Here is a 17,562-nt window from a genome sequence, read left to right on the forward strand (position 1 = left end):
CAAACACTGCGACCAGCCCCTTCCGCCGCCACTGAAAAGTGTGCCCAGTAGAGCGGGGATTTCATCCGGCATTCACGATGAATTCGGCGCAACGCCTCCTCATTCACCTTCCCCGACAACAGTTGCCTTTGCACACGAGGGAATCGTTTACGCGATCCAATTACACCCGTTGCTGGATGCCCGCCCCCCCACATCGGCACGAGGCGCATTTTGGGACACAGCGCCTGCAACTGCTTTGCATGCAGCTTATCCAGCGGCAAAAGCGGATCATAAACAATTGCACCTTGGACAGCGTTGTTTTCCTCGATCCATCCCATCACCGGATCAAACCCTCCCGCATGCCTGCGATAACGCCGATCTTGCGGCACGAGATTTGGATCGATTGTATATTGCCCCGAGACGACAATAAGGTGGTTCAGCTTCAACACCGACGCAAACCGCACGGACGCATAGCCCCCCATTGAGAAACCAATCCCAGCACGGCGACCGTATCGGCTAAGCCCTGCGAGAGCGGTTTCAAAGGCCGCAGTCTCGTCATTGATGTACCAATCATTGATGCGAGATTGCAGATGCAGATGGGCATATCCCTCATCGATAAAACGCCTGCTCGGTTTCGGATCATCAAAGCTGCCATCTTGACCAAGACGCTGACGAAACGTCACAAACAGCTTGTCGCGCGCACCCTCAAACAGTGTCGCGCGCAGGAACTGACCATCGAAAACCAGTTGGCTTTGCACCTCGTCAGCTCCCTCGCAGCAAGTCCTGCATTTTTTGCGCCGCCAAGGCAGGCGTCAAAGTCCCCTTCGCGACAGACGCGCCCAAATCGCCCATTGCATCGCGCAATGGACCAGCAGCTGTCAGTTGCGCGAGCAAGGCTTGACGCACATCTTCCTCAAACCAGAACCGCGCTTGCTCCGCCCGCGTTCCGGCAAAGAAGCCATGCGCGCGGCGCCATGCTACCAATTCGTTCATTTCATCCCACGCGCTTTGCAATCCGTTTTCCTCTAACGCGGAAACGGCCAAAGCCTTGGGAAACGCTTCAGGGTCTTGCGCGCGTTTGCGCAGCAATCTCAAGGCGCCGGCATAATCCGCCATTGTGCGTGTCGCGGCAGATTTCAGATCACCATCCGCCTTGTTGACTAATATCAGATCAGCCATCTCCATGATGCCGCGTTTCACACCCTGCAATTCATCGCCGCCAGCAGGCGCGAGGAGCAGCACAAAAAGATCAGCCATCTGCGCAACAACCGTCTCGGATTGCCCCACGCCAACTGTTTCGATCAGAACCACGTCAAATCCAGCCGCTTCGCAAACAGCGACAGCCTCACGAGAACGACGCGCAACGCCCCCCAGATGGGTCTGCGACGGGGATGGTCGAATGAACGCCGCCTTCTCGCGCGACAACCGATCCATGCGGGTTTTGTCGCCTAGGATCGAGCCACCAGAACGGGTCGAACTCGGATCGACCGCAAGCACAGCCACGCGTAAACCCTGCGCGATCAACATCATTCCGAAACTTTCGATAAATGTCGACTTCCCGACACCGGGCGTTCCTGACAGACCAATGCGCAGGGCTTGCCGCTCGCTCTTGGCTAAAATCTCCAACAGCTCTGTCGCTTGCGCGCGATGATCTTCACGGGCGCTTTCTACCAAAGTAATCGCACGCGCCAAAGCACGGCGGTCTCCATCGATGACAGAAGCTGCAAGCGTTTGGATGTCCATAATGCGACCCTTCGTAAAGCGTTCTTGCTTTTCCCTGAGCGTGCAGGCGTTGTCTAGCCCCGTGCTTTGGTTGATACGTACCTCATGCAAAATAAACTGCCCATCGATGTTGTTCTTCCAGACCTGATAAGCGCCGTAAAAAGCCAAGGTCGCGCCGTGCTGCAAGCGCCCCCCGGCGCAGGCAAAACCAGCCGTGTGCCGCTCGCCCTCCTGCAATCGGGTGAAATCAGCGGAAAGATCATCATGTTGGAGCCACGCCGCCTTGCCACGCGCGCCGCTGCCGAACGCCTTGCTGCGCAACTTGGGGAACAGGTTGGGGAAACCGTTGGCTACGCCATGCGCGGCGCGCGCAAGATCGGTGCAAACACCCGTATTGAGGTGGTGACCGAGGGCATCCTAACCCGAATGATTCAATCTGATCCCGAGCTTTCAGGCGTCGGCGCGGTGATTTTCGATGAATTCCACGAACGCTCCCTCAACGCGGATCTCGGCCTTGCGCTGTGCATTGAATGCCGCGCTGCATTGCGCGAAGATCTTGCGCTGATCGTCATGTCCGCGACCCTTGATGCCGCGCCTGTCGCCAAGCTGCTTGAGGATGCCCCCATCATCACCTCCGAAGGGCGCAGTTTTCCCGTGGAAGACATCTTCCTCCCTCGCCCACGGCTCAAACAAACCCGCCTCGAAAACAGTATGGCGGAGCTGATCGAAACGGCCCTAGAGCGCGGCGAAGGCGGCTTGCTCGCCTTCCTACCCGGCGAGGGCGAAATTCGCAGAACAGCTGCGATCCTTGAAAAACGTCTACCGTCGAACGTCGCGCTGCGACCTCTTTACGGTGCAATGAAATTCCAAGATCAACGCGCCGCGATCCAGCCAGAGCAAGGCGGGAAGCGCAAACTCGTGCTTGCCACCTCCATCGCCGAAACCTCACTTACCATTGAGGATATCCGCATCGTTGTCGACAGCGGCCTTGCACGGCGCGCGCGCTTTGATGCGGGCACCGGCATGGCCCGCCTTGTCACAGAACGCGCCTCGCGCGCCGAGGCCACCCAACGTGCGGGCCGCGCTGGACGCATGGCCGAGGGACAAGCCTATAAACTCTGGGCCAAGGCAGAGAACGGTACGCTGCCCGCCTTCGCCCCCGCTGAAATAGAAACCGCCGATCTCACGGGCCTCGCGCTTGAGCTCGCGATCTGGGGCGCGCCGCCCGAAGACCTGCCCTTTCTCACCCTGCCCCCTGCCGCCGCTCTCCTTGAGGCGCAAAACCTCTTGCAGCAACTCAATGCCCTTACAGCAGACAACCGGATCACCGCTCACGGCACCACGCTGGCGCGTCTACCGCTGCACCCCCGTTTGGCACATATGCTATCCCTCGCGGGCCATCGGGCGGCAAAACTCGCAGCATTGCTCAGTGAGCGCGATCCGTTGGGGCGCGGCGCTGGATGTGATCTGACCCTACGCATGAACGCCCTGCGGGATGCGCGCCTGCCAAAGGAGGTCGCGGGACGCATCAAGCAAGAAACACAGCGCCTCGAAAAACTGGCGCCAAAGGGCACGGGCGAGACCCTCAGCCTCGGTGCGATGCTCGCCCTCGCCTATCCTGATCGTATCGGACAACGGCGCAAGGGCGATGCTCCGCGCTATGTTTTGTCGGGCGGCAAAGGCGCGGTCATGGCCGATGGTGACGGTTTGGGCAATGCCTCTTTCATCGTTGTCAGCGACACCGACGGTAATCCACGTGATGCGCAAATCCGCCAAGCTGCGCAAATCGGCCTCGATGAAATCCGAGACTTGTTCAGCGATCAAATAGCGTGGACAGATATGTGCATTTGGTCCAAACGCGAACGCCGTGTCATCGCGCAGTCACGCGAACAACTCGGCGCGCTTGTTTTGGACGAACGCCGCTGGAAAGACGCGCCTCCAGACGCCATCGCGGAGGCAATGTTGGACGGCGTGCGCGCGCTTGGCCTGCCGATGAAACCGCCTGCAGAACGCTTTAGAACCCGTGTTGAACTGCTACGCGCGGATGGCGAAGATATGCCTGACATGCGCGATGAGGCCCTGATCGACACGGCTGGTGAATGGTTGCTTCCCTACCTCAACGACATCAAAACCGCAGATCAGCTGAAAGCGTTTAACATTCTGGACGCCTTGAAATCCCGCCTGTCTTGGGAGCAAAGCCAGCGACTTGAAACGGCGGCGCCCGCCCATATGACGACCCCACTCGGACGAAAAATCCCAATTGATTATGAGCACGGCCAACCGCAAATCGAATTGCGCCTGCAGGAGATGTTCGGAACAACCGTGCATCCCGTGATCGCAAGCCAAGCGCTCCGAGTAACGCTTTTGTCCCCCGCAGGGCGGCCCGTTCAAACGACCACCGACATCCCCGCGTTTTGGGACACCTCCTACGCGGATGTGCGCAAAGATATGCGTGGGCGCTATCCGCGCCATCCGTGGCCAGAAAACCCGCGCGAAGCCGATCCAACCCTGCGCGCAAAGCGTCGAAACCGCTGAAATTTGCGTTTTTGGGCCTAAACTGTTAAGTTTCAGGGGCTAAAAACAAAAAAAGTCTATGAGGCGGTGAGTATGGTGAACCTGATTAAGTCAGCTTGGAAAGATTTTGTGCAACCCATGGTGCAGCGCCCAGCGCGCGTGCAGGTGGCCGCCATTTGCTATTCTGGCAAGGGCGATGATCGCAAGGTTCTCATGATCACCTCTCGCGAAACCAAACGCTGGATTTTGCCAAAAGGTTGGCCCATTGACGGCTTGGCCGCCAATGCCGCCGCCGCGCAAGAAGCTTGGGAAGAAGCGGGTGTCAAAGCTGCAAAAATCGCGCCAGAGCCGATTGGCAGCTACGATTATGACAAGCGGTTAGAGAGCGGCGCATCAGTTTCATGCATCACACAAGTTTATGCGATTGAGGTTGATCATCTTGAAGACCAGTTTCCAGAAGCGGATGAACGTACGCGAAAATGGGTGACATCAAAAGATGCAGCACAGATGGTCGATGAACCCGGCCTACAAGCCTTATTGCACAACTTTTAGCAGATATAAGCTTCGCACCTTCACAAATGGTGGATCTGTAAGTTGTCGAATCCCTTGTTCCAAAACTGATTAAGCGCTACGCGACGTGCAAAGACTTTAATCAGTGAGGGACGAAGATGGCTAAAAATCCGTTAGGAAGCCAATGGAAGACGCTAGATCGCGACTTGAACCGGATCAGTCAGCTCGAAATGGCGACTGCTTATGTTTCTCGCCCGATGATTGGGGTCGGGATTTCCTTCGTTTTCATTTTGATTGCAGCCTTTGCCGCGACGATCTGGTTCGGCGGTAGTGAAGGCACTCTTATCGTGGCCGCCGCCGCTGCCTTTGGCGCCTACATGGCGATCAATATTGGCGCGAATGACGTGGCCAACAACATGGGCCCGGCGGTCGGCGCAAATGCCCTATCGATGGGAGGCGCAATCGCTATTGCCGCAGTCTGCGAAAGTGCGGGCGCCTTGCTCGCGGGGGGTGACGTGGTGTCCACAATCTCCAAAGGCATCATCGATACCAAAGCGGTTGAAGACGGTCAGGTCTTTATGTGGGCCATGATGGCCGCCCTCGTCAGCGCAGCGCTCTGGGTGAACCTTGCAACCTTCGTGGGCGCACCTGTTTCGACAACTCACTCCGTCGTTGGCGGCGTGATGGGCGCTGGCATCGCAGCCGCAGGCCTGTCGGCTGTGAATTGGCCAACGATGGGCACCATTGCCGCAAGCTGGGTAATCTCCCCTGTCTTGGGCGGTGTGATTGCAGCGGCGTTCCTAGCGTTCATCAAACACAACATCATTTACCGCGACGACAAAATCGCGGCAGCGCGTGTCTGGGTGCCTGTCTTGGTTGGCATCATGGCAGGCGTATTCGCGACCTATCTCGCGATGAAGGGCCTCAAACGCATCATCAAAATCGATCTGCAAACCGCGCTTTTGATCGGCTTGGCCTTAGGTGTGCTCACCTATTTCATCACACGCCCGATGATCCACCGCCAATCAATCGGCCTTGAAAACCGCAACAAATCGCTCAAAGTTCTGTTCGGCATCCCCCTCGTCTTTTCTGCCGCATTGCTCAGCTTTGCTCATGGTGCGAACGATGTAGCGAATGCTGTTGGCCCGCTTGCCGCCATCGTGCACGCCAGCGAATTTGGGGATTTCTCATCCAAGGTTGCGATCCCGATGTGGGTCATGGTGATTGGCGCCTTTGGTATCTCCTTCGGCCTCTTCCTCTTTGGTCCCAAGCTGATCCGCATGGTCGGCAGCCAGATCACCAAACTGAACGCGATGCGCGCCTATTGTGTGGCCTTGTCTGCGGCGATCACAGTCATCGTTGCCAGCTGGCTCGGCCTACCCGTGAGTTCAACCCACATCGCAGTGGGCGGCATCTTTGGTGTTGGCTTCTATCGTGAATGGCACATGGAACGCCGTCTCAAGCGCGCACCTGCGCCAGTGCCAGCGGCCAAAGCCATCGCGCCAATCGAGCGTAGCCGCCGCAAACTTGTGCGCCGATCCCACTTTATGACCATTGTCGCAGCTTGGGTCATCACTGTGCCTGCAGCGGCGTTCATGTCAGGGATTATCTTCACAATCCTCTACGCGATTGCCAACTAGGCTTTTTCCTGCCTGATCTCTTCTTTTTCAGGCACAGTCTCTGTTAAATGCGGCCCATCCGAGTAAGGTGGGCCTCATTCTTATTTGACTGCGGAGGCGCGTAATGAACAGATCCTTTACTTTGCTTCGCTCAATCGCGCCCTTGTCGTTCTGCCTGCTCGCTGCATGCAACGCATCGACCACCGCGTCCACCGACTCCGCGACCACCGATTATGAAACCTTCAACAGCACGGCCAATACGACCAGCACGCTTGGCGGCGCCGCAGTAAAACTGCGCGAAAACCCCGATGTTGTGACAGTCAGTTCCTCGTCGGGAACGCTTGACCATAGCACGGGCGCGACTGTGCTCGACGACGGCACATACCGGCTCGAGGATCAGGATGGCTTTGGCTTCGATACGCTCCTGACGGACGGTATTTCTGTGCTCATAGCAACACCGACGCGGGGCTTTTCAGACAGCTATTCTTATGCACGCGTTTACACCCAAGGCTACCTTGTCGGCACAACGCCCTATTCCGCCACAGGCGTGTTTGGCATCGTGACATCGGACGCAGACATCCCAACCAGCGGCAGCGCGACCTATACGGGCGAAGCCGTCGGCAACTACAGCGATGGCACCACGGACTATGATTTGGACGATGGCAGCTCAACAGTGGTGGCGAATTTCGGCACAGGCACTGTGAACGTCACAATGGAAGGGTTCGAAGCCGTCAATCGCAGCAATGGCAACACCGAGGACGTCGGCTTTAACCAAGTGACGATCACGGGGATGAGCATTGATGGCAATCAGTTCGACGGCGGCACAATCGCAACGCTGGCGGATGGAACCGTGGTCACAATTATCGGCGCCCAATCCCAATCAGATGCTATCGGTCGTTTCTTCGGGCTTGATAGCGACGGCGTCCCTGATGAAGTCGGCGGTGTCGGCTACATCGAGGGCGCAGATGGCTCAGTGACGACGATCTTCCTTGCGGATTAATCGTCGCCCCAATCCAGAGTTTATTTGTTCAGGCACCAACGCATTACCGCTTTTTGCGCATGAAGACGGTTTTCCGCCTCATCGAAAATCACAGAATGCGGGCCATCCATGACAGCGCTTGTCGCTTCTTCTTCGCGGTGTGCAGGCAAGCAATGCATGAACAGCGCGTCAGGCTTTGCAAAGGACATCAACTGCTCATTCACTTGGTAAGGGCGCAGCATGTTATGACGACGCTCCTTGGCGGATTGACTGTCGTGCATCGACACCCAAGTGTCCGCCACAACAAGATCAGCGCCTTCAACGGCCTTTTCTGCGTCGCGCTCAATCGTAACGCTCACGCCAGCTTTGCGAGCCAAACCAACGAATTCATCTTCGGGGTCAAGCTGCTGAGGTCCGGTAAAGACCATATCAAATTCAAACTTGCTTGCGGCATGTAGGAAAGACGCACAAACGTTGTTGCCATCGCCGCACCAGACAACTTTCTTGCCTTTGATAGAGCCGCGATGTTCCTCATAGGTCATCACATCCGCCATGATCTGGCAGGGATGCGTGCGATCCGTCAGACCGTTGATCACAGGCACATCCGCATATTCCGCCATCTCCAGCAAAACGCTTTCATCAAAGGTTCGGATCATGATCAGGTCCACATAACGCGACAAAACCCGCGCTGTGTCAGCAATGGTTTCACCGTGCCCAAGCTGCATGTCAGAGCCTGAGAGCACCATGGTCTGCCCCCCCATCTGGCGCACGCCCACATCAAACGAAACCCGTGTCCGCGTCGATGGTTTTTCAAAGATCAAAGCGACCATATGACCAGCCAGCGGTTGCTCTGCATCAAGGGTCGCCTTGGGCAAGCCTTTACGCGCGTCTTTCATGGTCCGTGCTTGGGAAATGATGTTGGTCAGATCGTTTGCATCGGTTTTGTGAATGTCGAGAAAATGGTTCATGAGGGTATTCTTTTTTGTAAGAACGGGAGCGCGGGGTTACCCCCTCGCGCGCCCTGAGATATGTAAAGATCGAAGAAGATCAGATTGCTTTTTCAACTTGCTTGGCAGCTGCGCTGAGACGGCTGGTCGCTTCTGCAATGTCCTCATCCGTAAGATTAAGCGGCGGGAGCAACCGCACGATATTGTCGGCCGCAGGCACGGTGATAACTTCGTTGTCATAGCCCGCGTTCACAACATCGATGTTGCTCGCTTTGCACTTGAGGCCCAGCATGAGACCAGATCCACGCACGCCTTCAAAGACGTCGGGATGCGCAGCGACAAGCCCCTCAAGCCCTTGACGCAGCGCGCCAGCCTGACGGGACACATTGGCAAGGAATTCAGGGTCAGACACGGTTTCCACGACCGCGCAGCCAACCGCGCAGCCAAGCGGGTTACCACCATAGGTCGATCCATGTGTGCCAGCGGTCATACCAGATGCTGCCTCTTCCGTGGCCAGCACAGCACCAAGAGGGAAGCCGCCGCCGATGCCTTTAGCAACCATCATGATGTCAGGCGTAATGCCGGCCCATTCATGCGCAAACAGTTTGCCGGTCCGGCCAACACCACATTGCACCTCATCAAGGATCAAAAGAATGTTCTTTTCATCACAAAGCGCGCGCAGGTCTTTCAACGCCTGATCAGATAGGGGGCGAATGCCGCCTTCCCCTTGGATCGGTTCAATCAAGATCGCTGCGGTTTGATCCGTGATCGCGGCCTTCAGCGCCTCTTCATCATCCCAAGGCAAATGAACAAACCCGGGCAGCAGTGGGCCAAAGCCCTTAACCATCTTTTCGGTGCCAGCCGCCGCGATACCCGCGGACGAGCGACCATGGAAAGAGCCATCAAACGTTATGATATCAGTCTTCTCTGGCGCGCCTTTTTCAAACCAATATTTGCGGGCCATCTTTACGGCCAGTTCACAGCACTCCGTGCCCGAGTTCGTAAAGAACATCGTATCGGCAAAGGTCAGTTCAACTAGCAAATCCGCCAGCTTCTGCTGTTGCGGAATGTCATAAAGGTTAGACACATGCCACACCTTGTTCGCTTGGTTCGTCAGCGCAGTCACAAGCGTCGGATGCGCGTGACCCAAGGCGTTCACGGCAATGCCTGCACCCAGATCAAGAAAACGTCGACCATCTGCTTCAATCAACCAGCTGCCTTCGCCTTTGACAAAGGAAAGCGGAGCACGGGAATAGGTCGGCAAAACAGAAGGGATCATGGACGTATCCTTAGATATAAGAAGCCCTGTGAGTGCCTCAGCGGCAAGGGCAAGTCAATATTTGGGGTGAGCATGAAAAAAGAGTGCCGTCATGCACGGCAGATCAGGCGCTGTTACGCGCGTCGCAAGTGTCGTCGGAGACGGTTATGTACGTTTTTGATCATGCAGTCGTCATACAGCGTCACTTGCAAAAAGCAAGCCAGATTGTAACGAGGTACAATTGAACGCTTGTCCAGCGCATGAAAGCGGCCCAGACCTTTGTCCATGACATCCCTTCCAACACACAATCCCCGCCTCGCGATGATGCTGATGATTTGCGCGACTGCGTTTATCGCCGCAACGACCCTTTTTGCTAAAGCTATCGGCACAGGCGCTTTGGGCGAACCATTGCATCCCCTGCAAATCACCCATGGGCGGTTTTTGTTTGCGGCGCTGACATTTAGCTGCGCCGCGATGATCATGCGCCCGAGCTTTGGCAAGGTTCACATCAAACTACATCTCTTTCGCACAAGCTGCGGTGCTGCAGGTGTTACGTTGATGTTCGCCTCGGTCGCTTTCATTCCGCTGTCTGATGCCACGGCAATCAGCTTTCTCAATCCTGTGTTTGCAATGATCTTCGCGATTTTTCTGCTCGGCGAAACCATCGGCCCCGTGCGTTGGAGCGCAGCAGGCATCGCAATGATCGGCGCGCTGATTCTTTTGCGCCCGGGATCAGGATCGATTGCTCCGGGTGCTTTGCTCGCGCTCGGCGCGGCACTGATGCTCGGGCTCGAAGTCGTCTTCATCAAAAAGCTAACGGGTCAAGAAGCGCCGTTTCAAATCCTGCTGATCAATAACCTGATAGGATTGCTGATCGCGAGCTTAGCCGTTCTTACAGTCTGGCAGCCCCCCACCTTGGCACAATGGGGCGCCCTCTTTGGGGTCGGCACCTGCATGGCCGTGGCGCAAACCTGCTTCCTGAACTCCGTCGCACGTGCAGATGCATCCTTTGTCGTGCCGTTTAGCTACGGCACGCTTCTCTTCGCTGCGCTCTACGATTCGTTCATCTTTGGCGTCACCCCCGACGCCATTTCCTTTGTGGGTGCTGGCGTCATCATCGCCGGTGCTGCCCTGCTCGCATGGCGCGAGGCGCGATTATCTAAGGCTTGAGACGATAACCGGTGCGAAACATCTGCCAAGAGATCGCAACAACGACCAACACAGCGAAACTACAGAAAATCAGCCCCTTCCAAGGATCGCTGTCCGAGACACCAATCACGCTGTAGCGTAGCCCATCAATAAGATAGAAAATCGGATTCATCTGCGTCAAACCACGCAGCACGGGCGGCAGAACCTCCACCGAATAAAAAGTCCCCGACAGAAATGCCAACGGCGTCACAATGAAGTTGGTGATAGCGGCCATCTGATCGAACTTATTCGCGAAAACACCCGCGATAATGCCGAGCCCCCCAAGGAAGGCAGACCCGAGTACGACGAACGTCAACGCCATAATGGGGTGCTGAATGCCGATACCAAGGAACAGCAACATGCCAAGACCAATGCCAAGTGCGACGAAAACACCGCGCCCAATACCACCAGACAGATAGCCCAGCACCATTTCAAGCGGCGACAGCGGCGGCATGAGCGTATCGACAATGTTGCCCTGCACCTTAGAAATCACGATCGACGAGGTCACATTCGCAAAGGCATTTTGAATGACGGTCATCATCAAAATACCCGGCGCAATGAATTCAATGAACGGCACGCCCATCACTTCACCACGGCGCGGACCAATGGCGAGGTTGAAAATCAGCAGAAAAAGCCCAGCTGTTACAAGAGGCGCAAGCAAGGTTTGCGTCCAAACGGCGAGGAAACGGCGCACTTCGCGGCGAATCAACGTCTCCAAACCTAACCAATTGACCCGTCCAAAGCGGCGCGCACCCATTTCTGGTGTGTTCAAACTGTCGTTTTGTGCCATTGCTACTCACTGCTGCTTGCCTGATTCGTGTGACTTGTATCTCAGCCACGCGTGTTTAGAATAGGGGCAAGCACCAAGATATCAGGAGCGGCACGCGCGCGGGCCGCTTTTTTACATAAGGAAGCCGGAATGTCCTGGACCGACGAACGTGTTGAGACGCTAAAAAAGATGTGGGGCGAAGGCCAATCTGCAAGCCAGATCGCTAAAGAACTCGGCGGCGTGACCCGCAATGCGGTGATCGGCAAAGTGCACCGTTTGGGTCTGTCCAACCGTGCCACCTCTGGCGCGAGCAAGGCAGATGCGAAACCAAAAGCTCCAAAAGCGGAAGCAAAGCCCAAGGCAGCGCCTAAGACGGCCGAGGCTGCGCCAAAACCAAGCGCGCCTGCTGCAGCCGAGCCAGCATCAAGCACCCCGCCCCCCATTTCCCGTGCACGTCGCGCGATTATTCCAGCGGGTCAACCTTTGCCGCCACAGCCCTCAGCGAATGAGATCAGCCCAGAGGCCCTCGCAAAGGTCAGCGAAGTTGAGAAGAAGTCAAAGAAGATCAGCTTGATGGAACTCACAGAACGCACATGCAAATGGCCTGTGGGCGACCCTGCGACAGATGATTTCTGGTTCTGCGGTCTGCCTGTGAAAGCAGGCAAGCCTTATTGCGAGGCCCATGTCGGCGTGGCGTTCCAGCCAATGTCCGCGCGCCGTGATCGTCGCCGGTAATACGTTTGATCCGGGTGCGTGCAATCACGCACCTTACGGGATGCAGCGAAATGTAGGGTGTGTGGTTCTCCACGCACCCTTTTTTCATAGATGCTGCTTACAGGTTTCCATCTCAACCGCCTTGCGCGTATCGAGCGCAGCTATCTCAGTCTGAAGCGCACGGCGCGCGTCAGGATCGGTTTCAACAGCCAGCCTTGCCCTGAGACCGTCGATTTTCTTTTGAAGCACGCCAAAGGGCGTCATCATATCGCTTTCGCTATAAGCGCGCGCGAATGGATCATTGGTGAGCTTTTCCTTGTCGAGCGGCTTACCAGCCCCCGTCAAGTTGTCAAAATCACCGTTCTCTTGCGCACGTTTAAACGCGTCATCAACAAGGGATTTCAGACCGCTCACAATAAGCCCCTTCGCCTTTTGCGTATAGTGACCTTCGGAAAAGTAAGGTGCGTGGTTTCCCACGCCCCCCCTTTTTAAAGTTAGTCCTGCGGAATGACGCGCAGGCCAAGTTCCATCAATTGATCGCTCATCGGATCAGACGGTGCATTCATCATCAGATCTTCCGCGCGTTGGTTCATTGGGAACATGATGACTTCACGAATGTTCGCTTCATCCGCGAGCAGCATCACGATACGGTCGATCCCAGCTGCGCAGCCACCGTGGGGCGGAGCGCCGTATTGGAACGCATTCACCATACCGCCGAAGCGCTTCTCGACTTCTTCTTTACCGTAGCCCGCCAGTTCAAACGCTTTGAACATGATGTCAGGCTGGTGGTTTCGGATCGCGCCAGAAATCAGCTCATACCCGTTACAGGCAAGGTCATATTGGTAGCCCAGCACCTCCAAAGGATCGCCATTCAGCGCCTCAAGACCGCCCTGTGGCATGGAGAACGGGTTGTGCGAGAAATCGATCTTACCGGTTTCTTCGTCCGCTTCATACATCGGGAAATCAACGATCCACGCAAATGCAAAACGATCTTCATCGATCAGCTTCAGTGCTGAACCAATCTCGTTACGTGCACGTCCTGCAACCGCTTCGAACGCGGATGGCTTACCACCAAGGAAGAAGGCCGCATCGCCGACACCAAGGCCGAGCTGCTGACGGATCGCTTCCGTGCGCTCTGGGCCGATGTTCTTAGCCAGCGGTCCAGCCGCCTCCATACCCTCGCCCTGATCGCGCCAGAAGATGTAGCCCATGCCAGGCAGACCCTCTTTTTGCGCGAAGGCATTCATGCGGTCACAGAACTTACGTGAGCCACCTGTAGGCGCAGGGATCGCGCGGATTTCTGTACCCTCTTGCTCCAGCAGCTTCGCGAAAATCGCAAAGCCTGAGCCAGCGAAGTGCTCGGAGACAACTTGCATCTTAATAGGGTTACGCAGGTCAGGCTTATCAGAGCCATACCAAAGCGCCGCGTCTTTGTAGGAAATCTTCTCCCACGTTTGATCGACTTTGCGGCCACCACCGAATTCTTCAAAGATACCGCCGACAACAGGCTGGATCGTATCGAATACGTCCTGCTGCTCGACAAAGCTCATCTCAAGGTCGAGCTGGTAGAAATCTGTCGGGGAGCGATCCGCACGCGGGTCTTCGTCGCGGAAGCACGGCGCAATCTGGAAATACTTGTCAAAGCCAGAGACCATGATCAGCTGCTTGAACTGCTGTGGCGCTTGCGGCAACGCGTAGAACTTACCGGGATGCTGACGGGACGGGACGAGGAAGTCGCGCGCGCCTTCGGGCGACGATGCTGTGATGATCGGCGTTTGATATTCGCGGAAGTTCTGATCCCACATGCGTTTGCGCATAGAGGCCACAACATCAGAGCGCAGCGTCATGTTCTTTTGCAGCTTTTCACGGCGCAAATCGAGGTAGCGATACTTAAGGCGCGTCTCTTCAGGATATTCTTGTTCGCCAAAGACCATCAATGGCAGCTCAGATGCCGCGCCAAGAATTTCGATGTCACGAATGAAGACTTCGATCTCACCCGTATCGATCTTCGGGTTCACGAGGCTTTCGTCGCGCGCCATGACATTGCCGTCGATGCGGATACACCATTCAGAGCGTACTTTTTCAATCTGAGAGAACACAGGACTGTCAGGATCGGCCATGACTTGTGTGATGCCATAATGATCGCGCAGATCGATAAACAGCAGGCCACCATGATCCCGTACACGGTGGACCCAACCGGACAGGCGCACGTTATCGCCTACGTTGGATTTGTTCAGATCGGCGCAAGTGTGGCTGCGAAAGGCATGCATGGCAATTTTCCTGACGAATGGGCAATAAGTTAGGGGCCGATACACCGCGCGCGGGCGCGAAAGTCAAGGGCGGCTTATAACCCCCTTGAACCTTGCCCCGCCATGTCTATAACCCACGACAATTTGCACGCTGCTGCGACTCCCCTTTCCTCCCGAGGTGAGAGCGCCAAAAAAAGAGGTCTGCCCATGCCTAAACGTACCGATATATCCTCCATCATGATCATCGGCGCCGGTCCAATTGTGATCGGGCAAGCCTGTGAATTTGACTACTCTGGTGCGCAGGCTTGTAAGGCACTCCGCGAAGAAGGATATCGCGTCATTCTGGTGAACTCGAACCCAGCGACAATCATGACCGATCCGGGCCTCGCAGACGCAACATATATAGAACCCATCACACCTGAGATGGTCGCCAAGATCATCGAAAAAGAACGCCCCGACGCGCTCTTGCCGACGATGGGCGGTCAGACCGGTTTGAACACGTCTCTGGCGCTTGAGGAAATGGGCGTCCTTGAGAAATTCAACGTAGAAATGATCGGCGCCAAGCGCGAAGCCATTGAAATGGCAGAAGATCGTAAGCTCTTCCGTGAAGCGATGGATCGCCTCGGCATCGAAAATCCGAAGGCGACAATCGTCACAGCGCCAACAGATGAAAACGGAAATGCCGACCTGAATGAAGGCGTGCGCATCGCGCTTGAAACGCTCGATTACGTTGGCCTGCCAGCAATCATTCGCCCTGCCTTTACGATGGGCGGTACAGGCGGCGGCGTGGCGTATAACCGCGAAGATTACGAATTCTTCTGCCGCTCCGGCATGGACGCCTCTCCAGTCAACCAAATCCTCGTGGACGAGAGCCTCTTGGGTTGGAAAGAATACGAAATGGAAGTCGTGCGCGACACGGCCGACAACGCGATTATCGTCTGCTCGATTGAAAACATCGATCCTATGGGCGTACATACAGGCGATTCGATTACCGTCGCCCCAGCGCTCACATTGACGGACAAAGAATACCAAGTGATGCGGAATCACTCGATTGCCGTACTGCGCGAAATCGGCGTCGAAACGGGCGGATCTAACGTTCAGTGGGCGGTGAACCCTGCGGATGGCCGTATGGTCGTCATCGAAATGAACCCACGCGTGTCACGCTCTTCGGCGCTCGCGTCCAAAGCGACCGGTTTCCCGATTGCCAAAATCGCCGCGAAACTGGCCGTCGGTTACACACTCGATGAACTCGACAACGACATCACCAAAGTGACGCCAGCGTCCTTTGAGCCAACCATCGATTACGTCGTCACCAAAATCCCGAAATTCGCGTTTGAGAAATTCCCAGGCTCCGAGCCTTATCTCACAACAGCGATGAAATCTGTTGGTGAAACAATGGCCATCGGCCGCACGATCCACGAAAGCCTGCAAAAAGCGTTGGCATCGATGGAATCCGATCTGGCAGGTTTTGACGAAATCGAAATCGAAGGCGCGCCAGAGAAATCTGCCGTCATTAAAGCGATCTCCAAGCAAACACCGGACCGCATGCGCACCATCGCCCAAGCGATGCGTCATGGCCTTTCTAACGATGACATCCACGGTGTCACAATGTTTGACCCTTGGTTCCTCGATCGCATCCGCGAAATCGTTGAGACTGAAGACGGCATTCGCGCCAACGGCCTTCCAAGCGACGAAGCAGGTCTACGTCACCTCAAGATGATGGGCTTCACCGATGCCCGCCTTGCGAAACTGACCGGTTTCAAAGAAAAAGACGTGCGCAAGGCGCGTCATTCGGTTGGCGTCACGGCTTGCTTCAAACGTATCGACACCTGCGCGGCAGAGTTCGAAGCGCAGACACCTTATATGTACTCCACATACGAGGCCCCAATGATGGGCGATGTGGAATGCGAAGCGCGCCCTTCTGATCGCAAAAAGGTCGTCATCTTAGGCGGTGGTCCAAACCGGATCGGCCAAGGGATCGAGTTTGATTACTGCTGCTGCCACGCCTGCTATGCGCTGACAGACGCGGGCTATGAAACGATCATGATCAACTGTAACCCTGAAACGGTTTCAACCGATTATGACACCTCTGATCGCCTCTATTTTGAACCGCTCACATTTGAACATGTGATGGAAATCCTGCGCGTCGAGCAGGAAAACGGCACGCTGCACGGCGTCATCGTTCAGTTCGGCGGTCAAACACCGCTCAAATTGGCAAACGATCTGGAAGCAGAAGGTATTCCAATCCTGGGAACAACGCCTGACGCCATCGATCTCGCCGAAGATCGTGAGCGTTTCCAAGCGCTTGTAAACCAGTTGAACCTTCTTCAGCCAAAGAACGGCATCGCTTCCACCGACGCCGAAGCGCTGAGCATTGCCGAAGACATTGGCTTCCCGCTCGTTATTCGCCCGTCTTATGTCCTTGGTGGTCGTGCGATGGAAATCGTGCGCGACATGGCGCAGCTCGAACGCTACATCGCTGAGGCGGTTGTTGTGTCTGGCGATAGCCCTGTTCTGCTTGATAGCTACCTCGCTGGCGCGGTTGAGCTTGACGTTGACGCGCTCTGCGATGGCAAAGACGTGCACGTCACAGGCATCATGCAGCACATTGAAGAAGCTGGTGTTCACTCTGGCGACAGTGCGTGTTCATTGCCGCCCTACTCGCTCTCTGCTGAGATGATCGAACGAATCCGCGAGCAAACACATGCCTTGGCGCTTGCGCTCAACGTTGTGGGCCTGATGAACGTTCAATTCGCGATCAAAGACGATGAAATCTACCTGATCGAAGTCAACCCGCGCGCATCGCGTACCGTTCCATTCGTTGCCAAAGCAACCGATAGCGCTATTGCCTCCATCGCAGCGCGCTTGATGGCGGGTGAGCCTCTGTCAAACTTCCCGCTCCGCGGTGACTACCCTGCAGACGCGACGCCAGGTTCATTGCCGCTTGCAGATCAAATGACCCTCGCAAATCCGAATATGCCTTGGTTCTCTGTGAAAGAAGCGGTGCTGCCCTTCGCGCGTTTCCCGGGCGTTGATACGATATTGGGACCAGAAATGCGCTCCACGGGCGAAGTCATGGGTTGGGACACGTCCTTTGCGCGCGCCTTCCTCAAG

At 56.0% G+C, this 17,562-nt stretch carries 14 protein-coding genes; 7 read left to right on the top strand and 7 right to left on the bottom strand.

Annotation, left to right across the window (positions count from 1 at the left end; genetic code table 11):
• A partial coding sequence (locus tag ABJQ89_RS18435; RefSeq protein ID WP_348497618.1) for an alpha/beta hydrolase occupies nt 1-737 on the bottom strand: 737 nt, incomplete at its 3' end.
• Between the two features lie 4 nt (nt 738-741).
• Nucleotides 742-1,722, bottom strand: a complete 981-nt coding sequence (gene meaB / locus ABJQ89_RS18440; protein WP_348497631.1) for a methylmalonyl Co-A mutase-associated GTPase MeaB — start codon at nt 1,720-1,722, stop codon at nt 742-744.
• An 84-nt stretch (nt 1,723-1,806) separates the two neighbouring features.
• Between meaB and hrpB the strand changes: the two genes are divergently transcribed.
• The 4 genes from hrpB (at nt 1,807) to ABJQ89_RS18460 (ending at nt 7,344) form a co-directional block, all read left to right on the top strand.
• A complete protein-coding gene (gene hrpB / locus ABJQ89_RS18445) occupies nt 1,807-4,236 on the top strand; it encodes an ATP-dependent helicase HrpB (protein ID WP_348497619.1) in 2,430 nt (809 codons plus the stop codon).
• Nucleotides 4,237-4,308: 72 nt separating this feature from the next.
• Nucleotides 4,309-4,767 carry an NUDIX hydrolase gene (locus ABJQ89_RS18450; protein WP_348497620.1) on the top strand — a complete coding sequence of 153 codons (459 nt, stop codon included), beginning with the start codon at nt 4,309-4,311 and terminating at the stop codon, nt 4,765-4,767.
• A gap of 116 nt (nt 4,768-4,883) precedes the next feature.
• Nucleotides 4,884-6,365 (top strand): inorganic phosphate transporter, encoded by a 1,482-nt coding sequence (locus ABJQ89_RS18455; protein WP_348497621.1) that lies wholly within the window; start codon nt 4,884-4,886, stop codon nt 6,363-6,365.
• Between the two features lie 103 nt (nt 6,366-6,468).
• Nucleotides 6,469-7,344: a transferrin-binding protein-like solute binding protein gene (locus ABJQ89_RS18460; protein WP_348497622.1), complete on the top strand. Its 876-nt coding sequence runs from the start codon at nt 6,469-6,471 to the stop codon at nt 7,342-7,344.
• Between the two features lie 20 nt (nt 7,345-7,364).
• Here the strand turns inward: ABJQ89_RS18460 and argF are convergent, their stop codons facing one another.
• Together argF and ABJQ89_RS18470 are read right to left on the bottom strand one after the other, a co-directional pair.
• Nucleotides 7,365-8,291 (bottom strand): ornithine carbamoyltransferase, encoded by a 927-nt coding sequence (argF, locus tag ABJQ89_RS18465; protein ID WP_348497623.1) that lies wholly within the window; start codon nt 8,289-8,291, stop codon nt 7,365-7,367.
• 79 nt (nt 8,292-8,370) lie between these two features.
• A complete protein-coding gene (locus ABJQ89_RS18470; protein ID WP_348497624.1) occupies nt 8,371-9,549 on the bottom strand; it encodes an aspartate aminotransferase family protein in 1,179 nt (392 codons plus the stop codon).
• Nucleotides 9,550-9,813: 264 nt separating this feature from the next.
• Between ABJQ89_RS18470 and ABJQ89_RS18475 the strand changes: the two genes are divergently transcribed.
• Nucleotides 9,814-10,698 (top strand): DMT family transporter, encoded by an 885-nt coding sequence (locus ABJQ89_RS18475; protein WP_348497625.1) that lies wholly within the window; start codon nt 9,814-9,816, stop codon nt 10,696-10,698.
• Here the strand turns inward: ABJQ89_RS18475 and ABJQ89_RS18480 are convergent.
• Nucleotides 10,688-11,506: an ABC transporter permease gene (locus tag ABJQ89_RS18480; RefSeq protein ID WP_348497626.1), complete on the bottom strand. Its 819-nt coding sequence runs from the start codon at nt 11,504-11,506 to the stop codon at nt 10,688-10,690. The two genes, ABJQ89_RS18475 and ABJQ89_RS18480, sit on opposite strands and share 11 nt — an antisense overlap.
• Nucleotides 11,507-11,635: 129 nt before the next feature.
• Between ABJQ89_RS18480 and ABJQ89_RS18485 the strand changes: the two genes are divergently transcribed.
• Complete coding sequence (locus ABJQ89_RS18485; protein ID WP_348497627.1) at nt 11,636-12,220, top strand: GcrA family cell cycle regulator; 585 nt, start codon at nt 11,636-11,638, stop codon at nt 12,218-12,220.
• Nucleotides 12,221-12,304: 84 nt separating this feature from the next.
• On the opposite strand, the gene ABJQ89_RS18490 is transcribed toward ABJQ89_RS18485, so the two are convergent.
• Together ABJQ89_RS18490 and aspS are read right to left on the bottom strand one after the other, a co-directional pair.
• Nucleotides 12,305-12,676, bottom strand: a complete 372-nt coding sequence (locus tag ABJQ89_RS18490) for a DnaJ family domain-containing protein (RefSeq protein ID WP_348497628.1) — start codon at nt 12,674-12,676, stop codon at nt 12,305-12,307.
• Nucleotides 12,677-12,693: 17 nt separating this feature from the next.
• Entirely contained in the window at nt 12,694-14,469 is a 1,776-nt protein-coding gene (aspS, locus tag ABJQ89_RS18495; protein ID WP_348497629.1) for an aspartate--tRNA ligase, read from the bottom strand.
• Nucleotides 14,470-14,655: 186 nt separating this feature from the next.
• On the opposite strand from aspS, the gene carB reads away from it, so the two are divergent.
• Nucleotides 14,656-17,562 (top strand): carbamoyl-phosphate synthase large subunit (carB, locus tag ABJQ89_RS18500; RefSeq protein ID WP_348497630.1); only part of this gene is annotated, 2,907 nt, incomplete at its 3' end.

It is taken from the genome of Planktotalea sp. (genome assembly GCF_039984035.1).
In the GTDB taxonomy this organism is placed as follows: Bacteria; Pseudomonadota; Alphaproteobacteria; order Rhodobacterales; family Rhodobacteraceae; genus Planktotalea.

Coding starts and splice junctions, on each gene's coding strand:
- meaB (WP_348497631.1), bottom strand. CDS start 1,722: ATGGACATCCAAACGCTTGCAGCTTCTGTCATCGATGGAGACCGCCGT.
- hrpB (WP_348497619.1), top strand. CDS start 1,807: ATGCAAAATAAACTGCCCATCGATGTTGTTCTTCCAGACCTGATAAGC.
- ABJQ89_RS18450 (WP_348497620.1), top strand. CDS start 4,309: ATGGTGAACCTGATTAAGTCAGCTTGGAAAGATTTTGTGCAACCCATG.
- ABJQ89_RS18455 (WP_348497621.1), top strand. CDS start 4,884: ATGGCTAAAAATCCGTTAGGAAGCCAATGGAAGACGCTAGATCGCGAC.
- ABJQ89_RS18460 (WP_348497622.1), top strand. CDS start 6,469: ATGAACAGATCCTTTACTTTGCTTCGCTCAATCGCGCCCTTGTCGTTC.
- argF (WP_348497623.1), bottom strand. CDS start 8,291: ATGAACCATTTTCTCGACATTCACAAAACCGATGCAAACGATCTGACC.
- ABJQ89_RS18470 (WP_348497624.1), bottom strand. CDS start 9,549: ATGATCCCTTCTGTTTTGCCGACCTATTCCCGTGCTCCGCTTTCCTTT.
- ABJQ89_RS18475 (WP_348497625.1), top strand. CDS start 9,814: ATGACATCCCTTCCAACACACAATCCCCGCCTCGCGATGATGCTGATG.
- ABJQ89_RS18480 (WP_348497626.1), bottom strand. CDS start 11,506: ATGGCACAAAACGACAGTTTGAACACACCAGAAATGGGTGCGCGCCGC.
- ABJQ89_RS18485 (WP_348497627.1), top strand. CDS start 11,636: ATGTCCTGGACCGACGAACGTGTTGAGACGCTAAAAAAGATGTGGGGC.
- aspS (WP_348497629.1), bottom strand. CDS start 14,469: ATGCATGCCTTTCGCAGCCACACTTGCGCCGATCTGAACAAATCCAAC.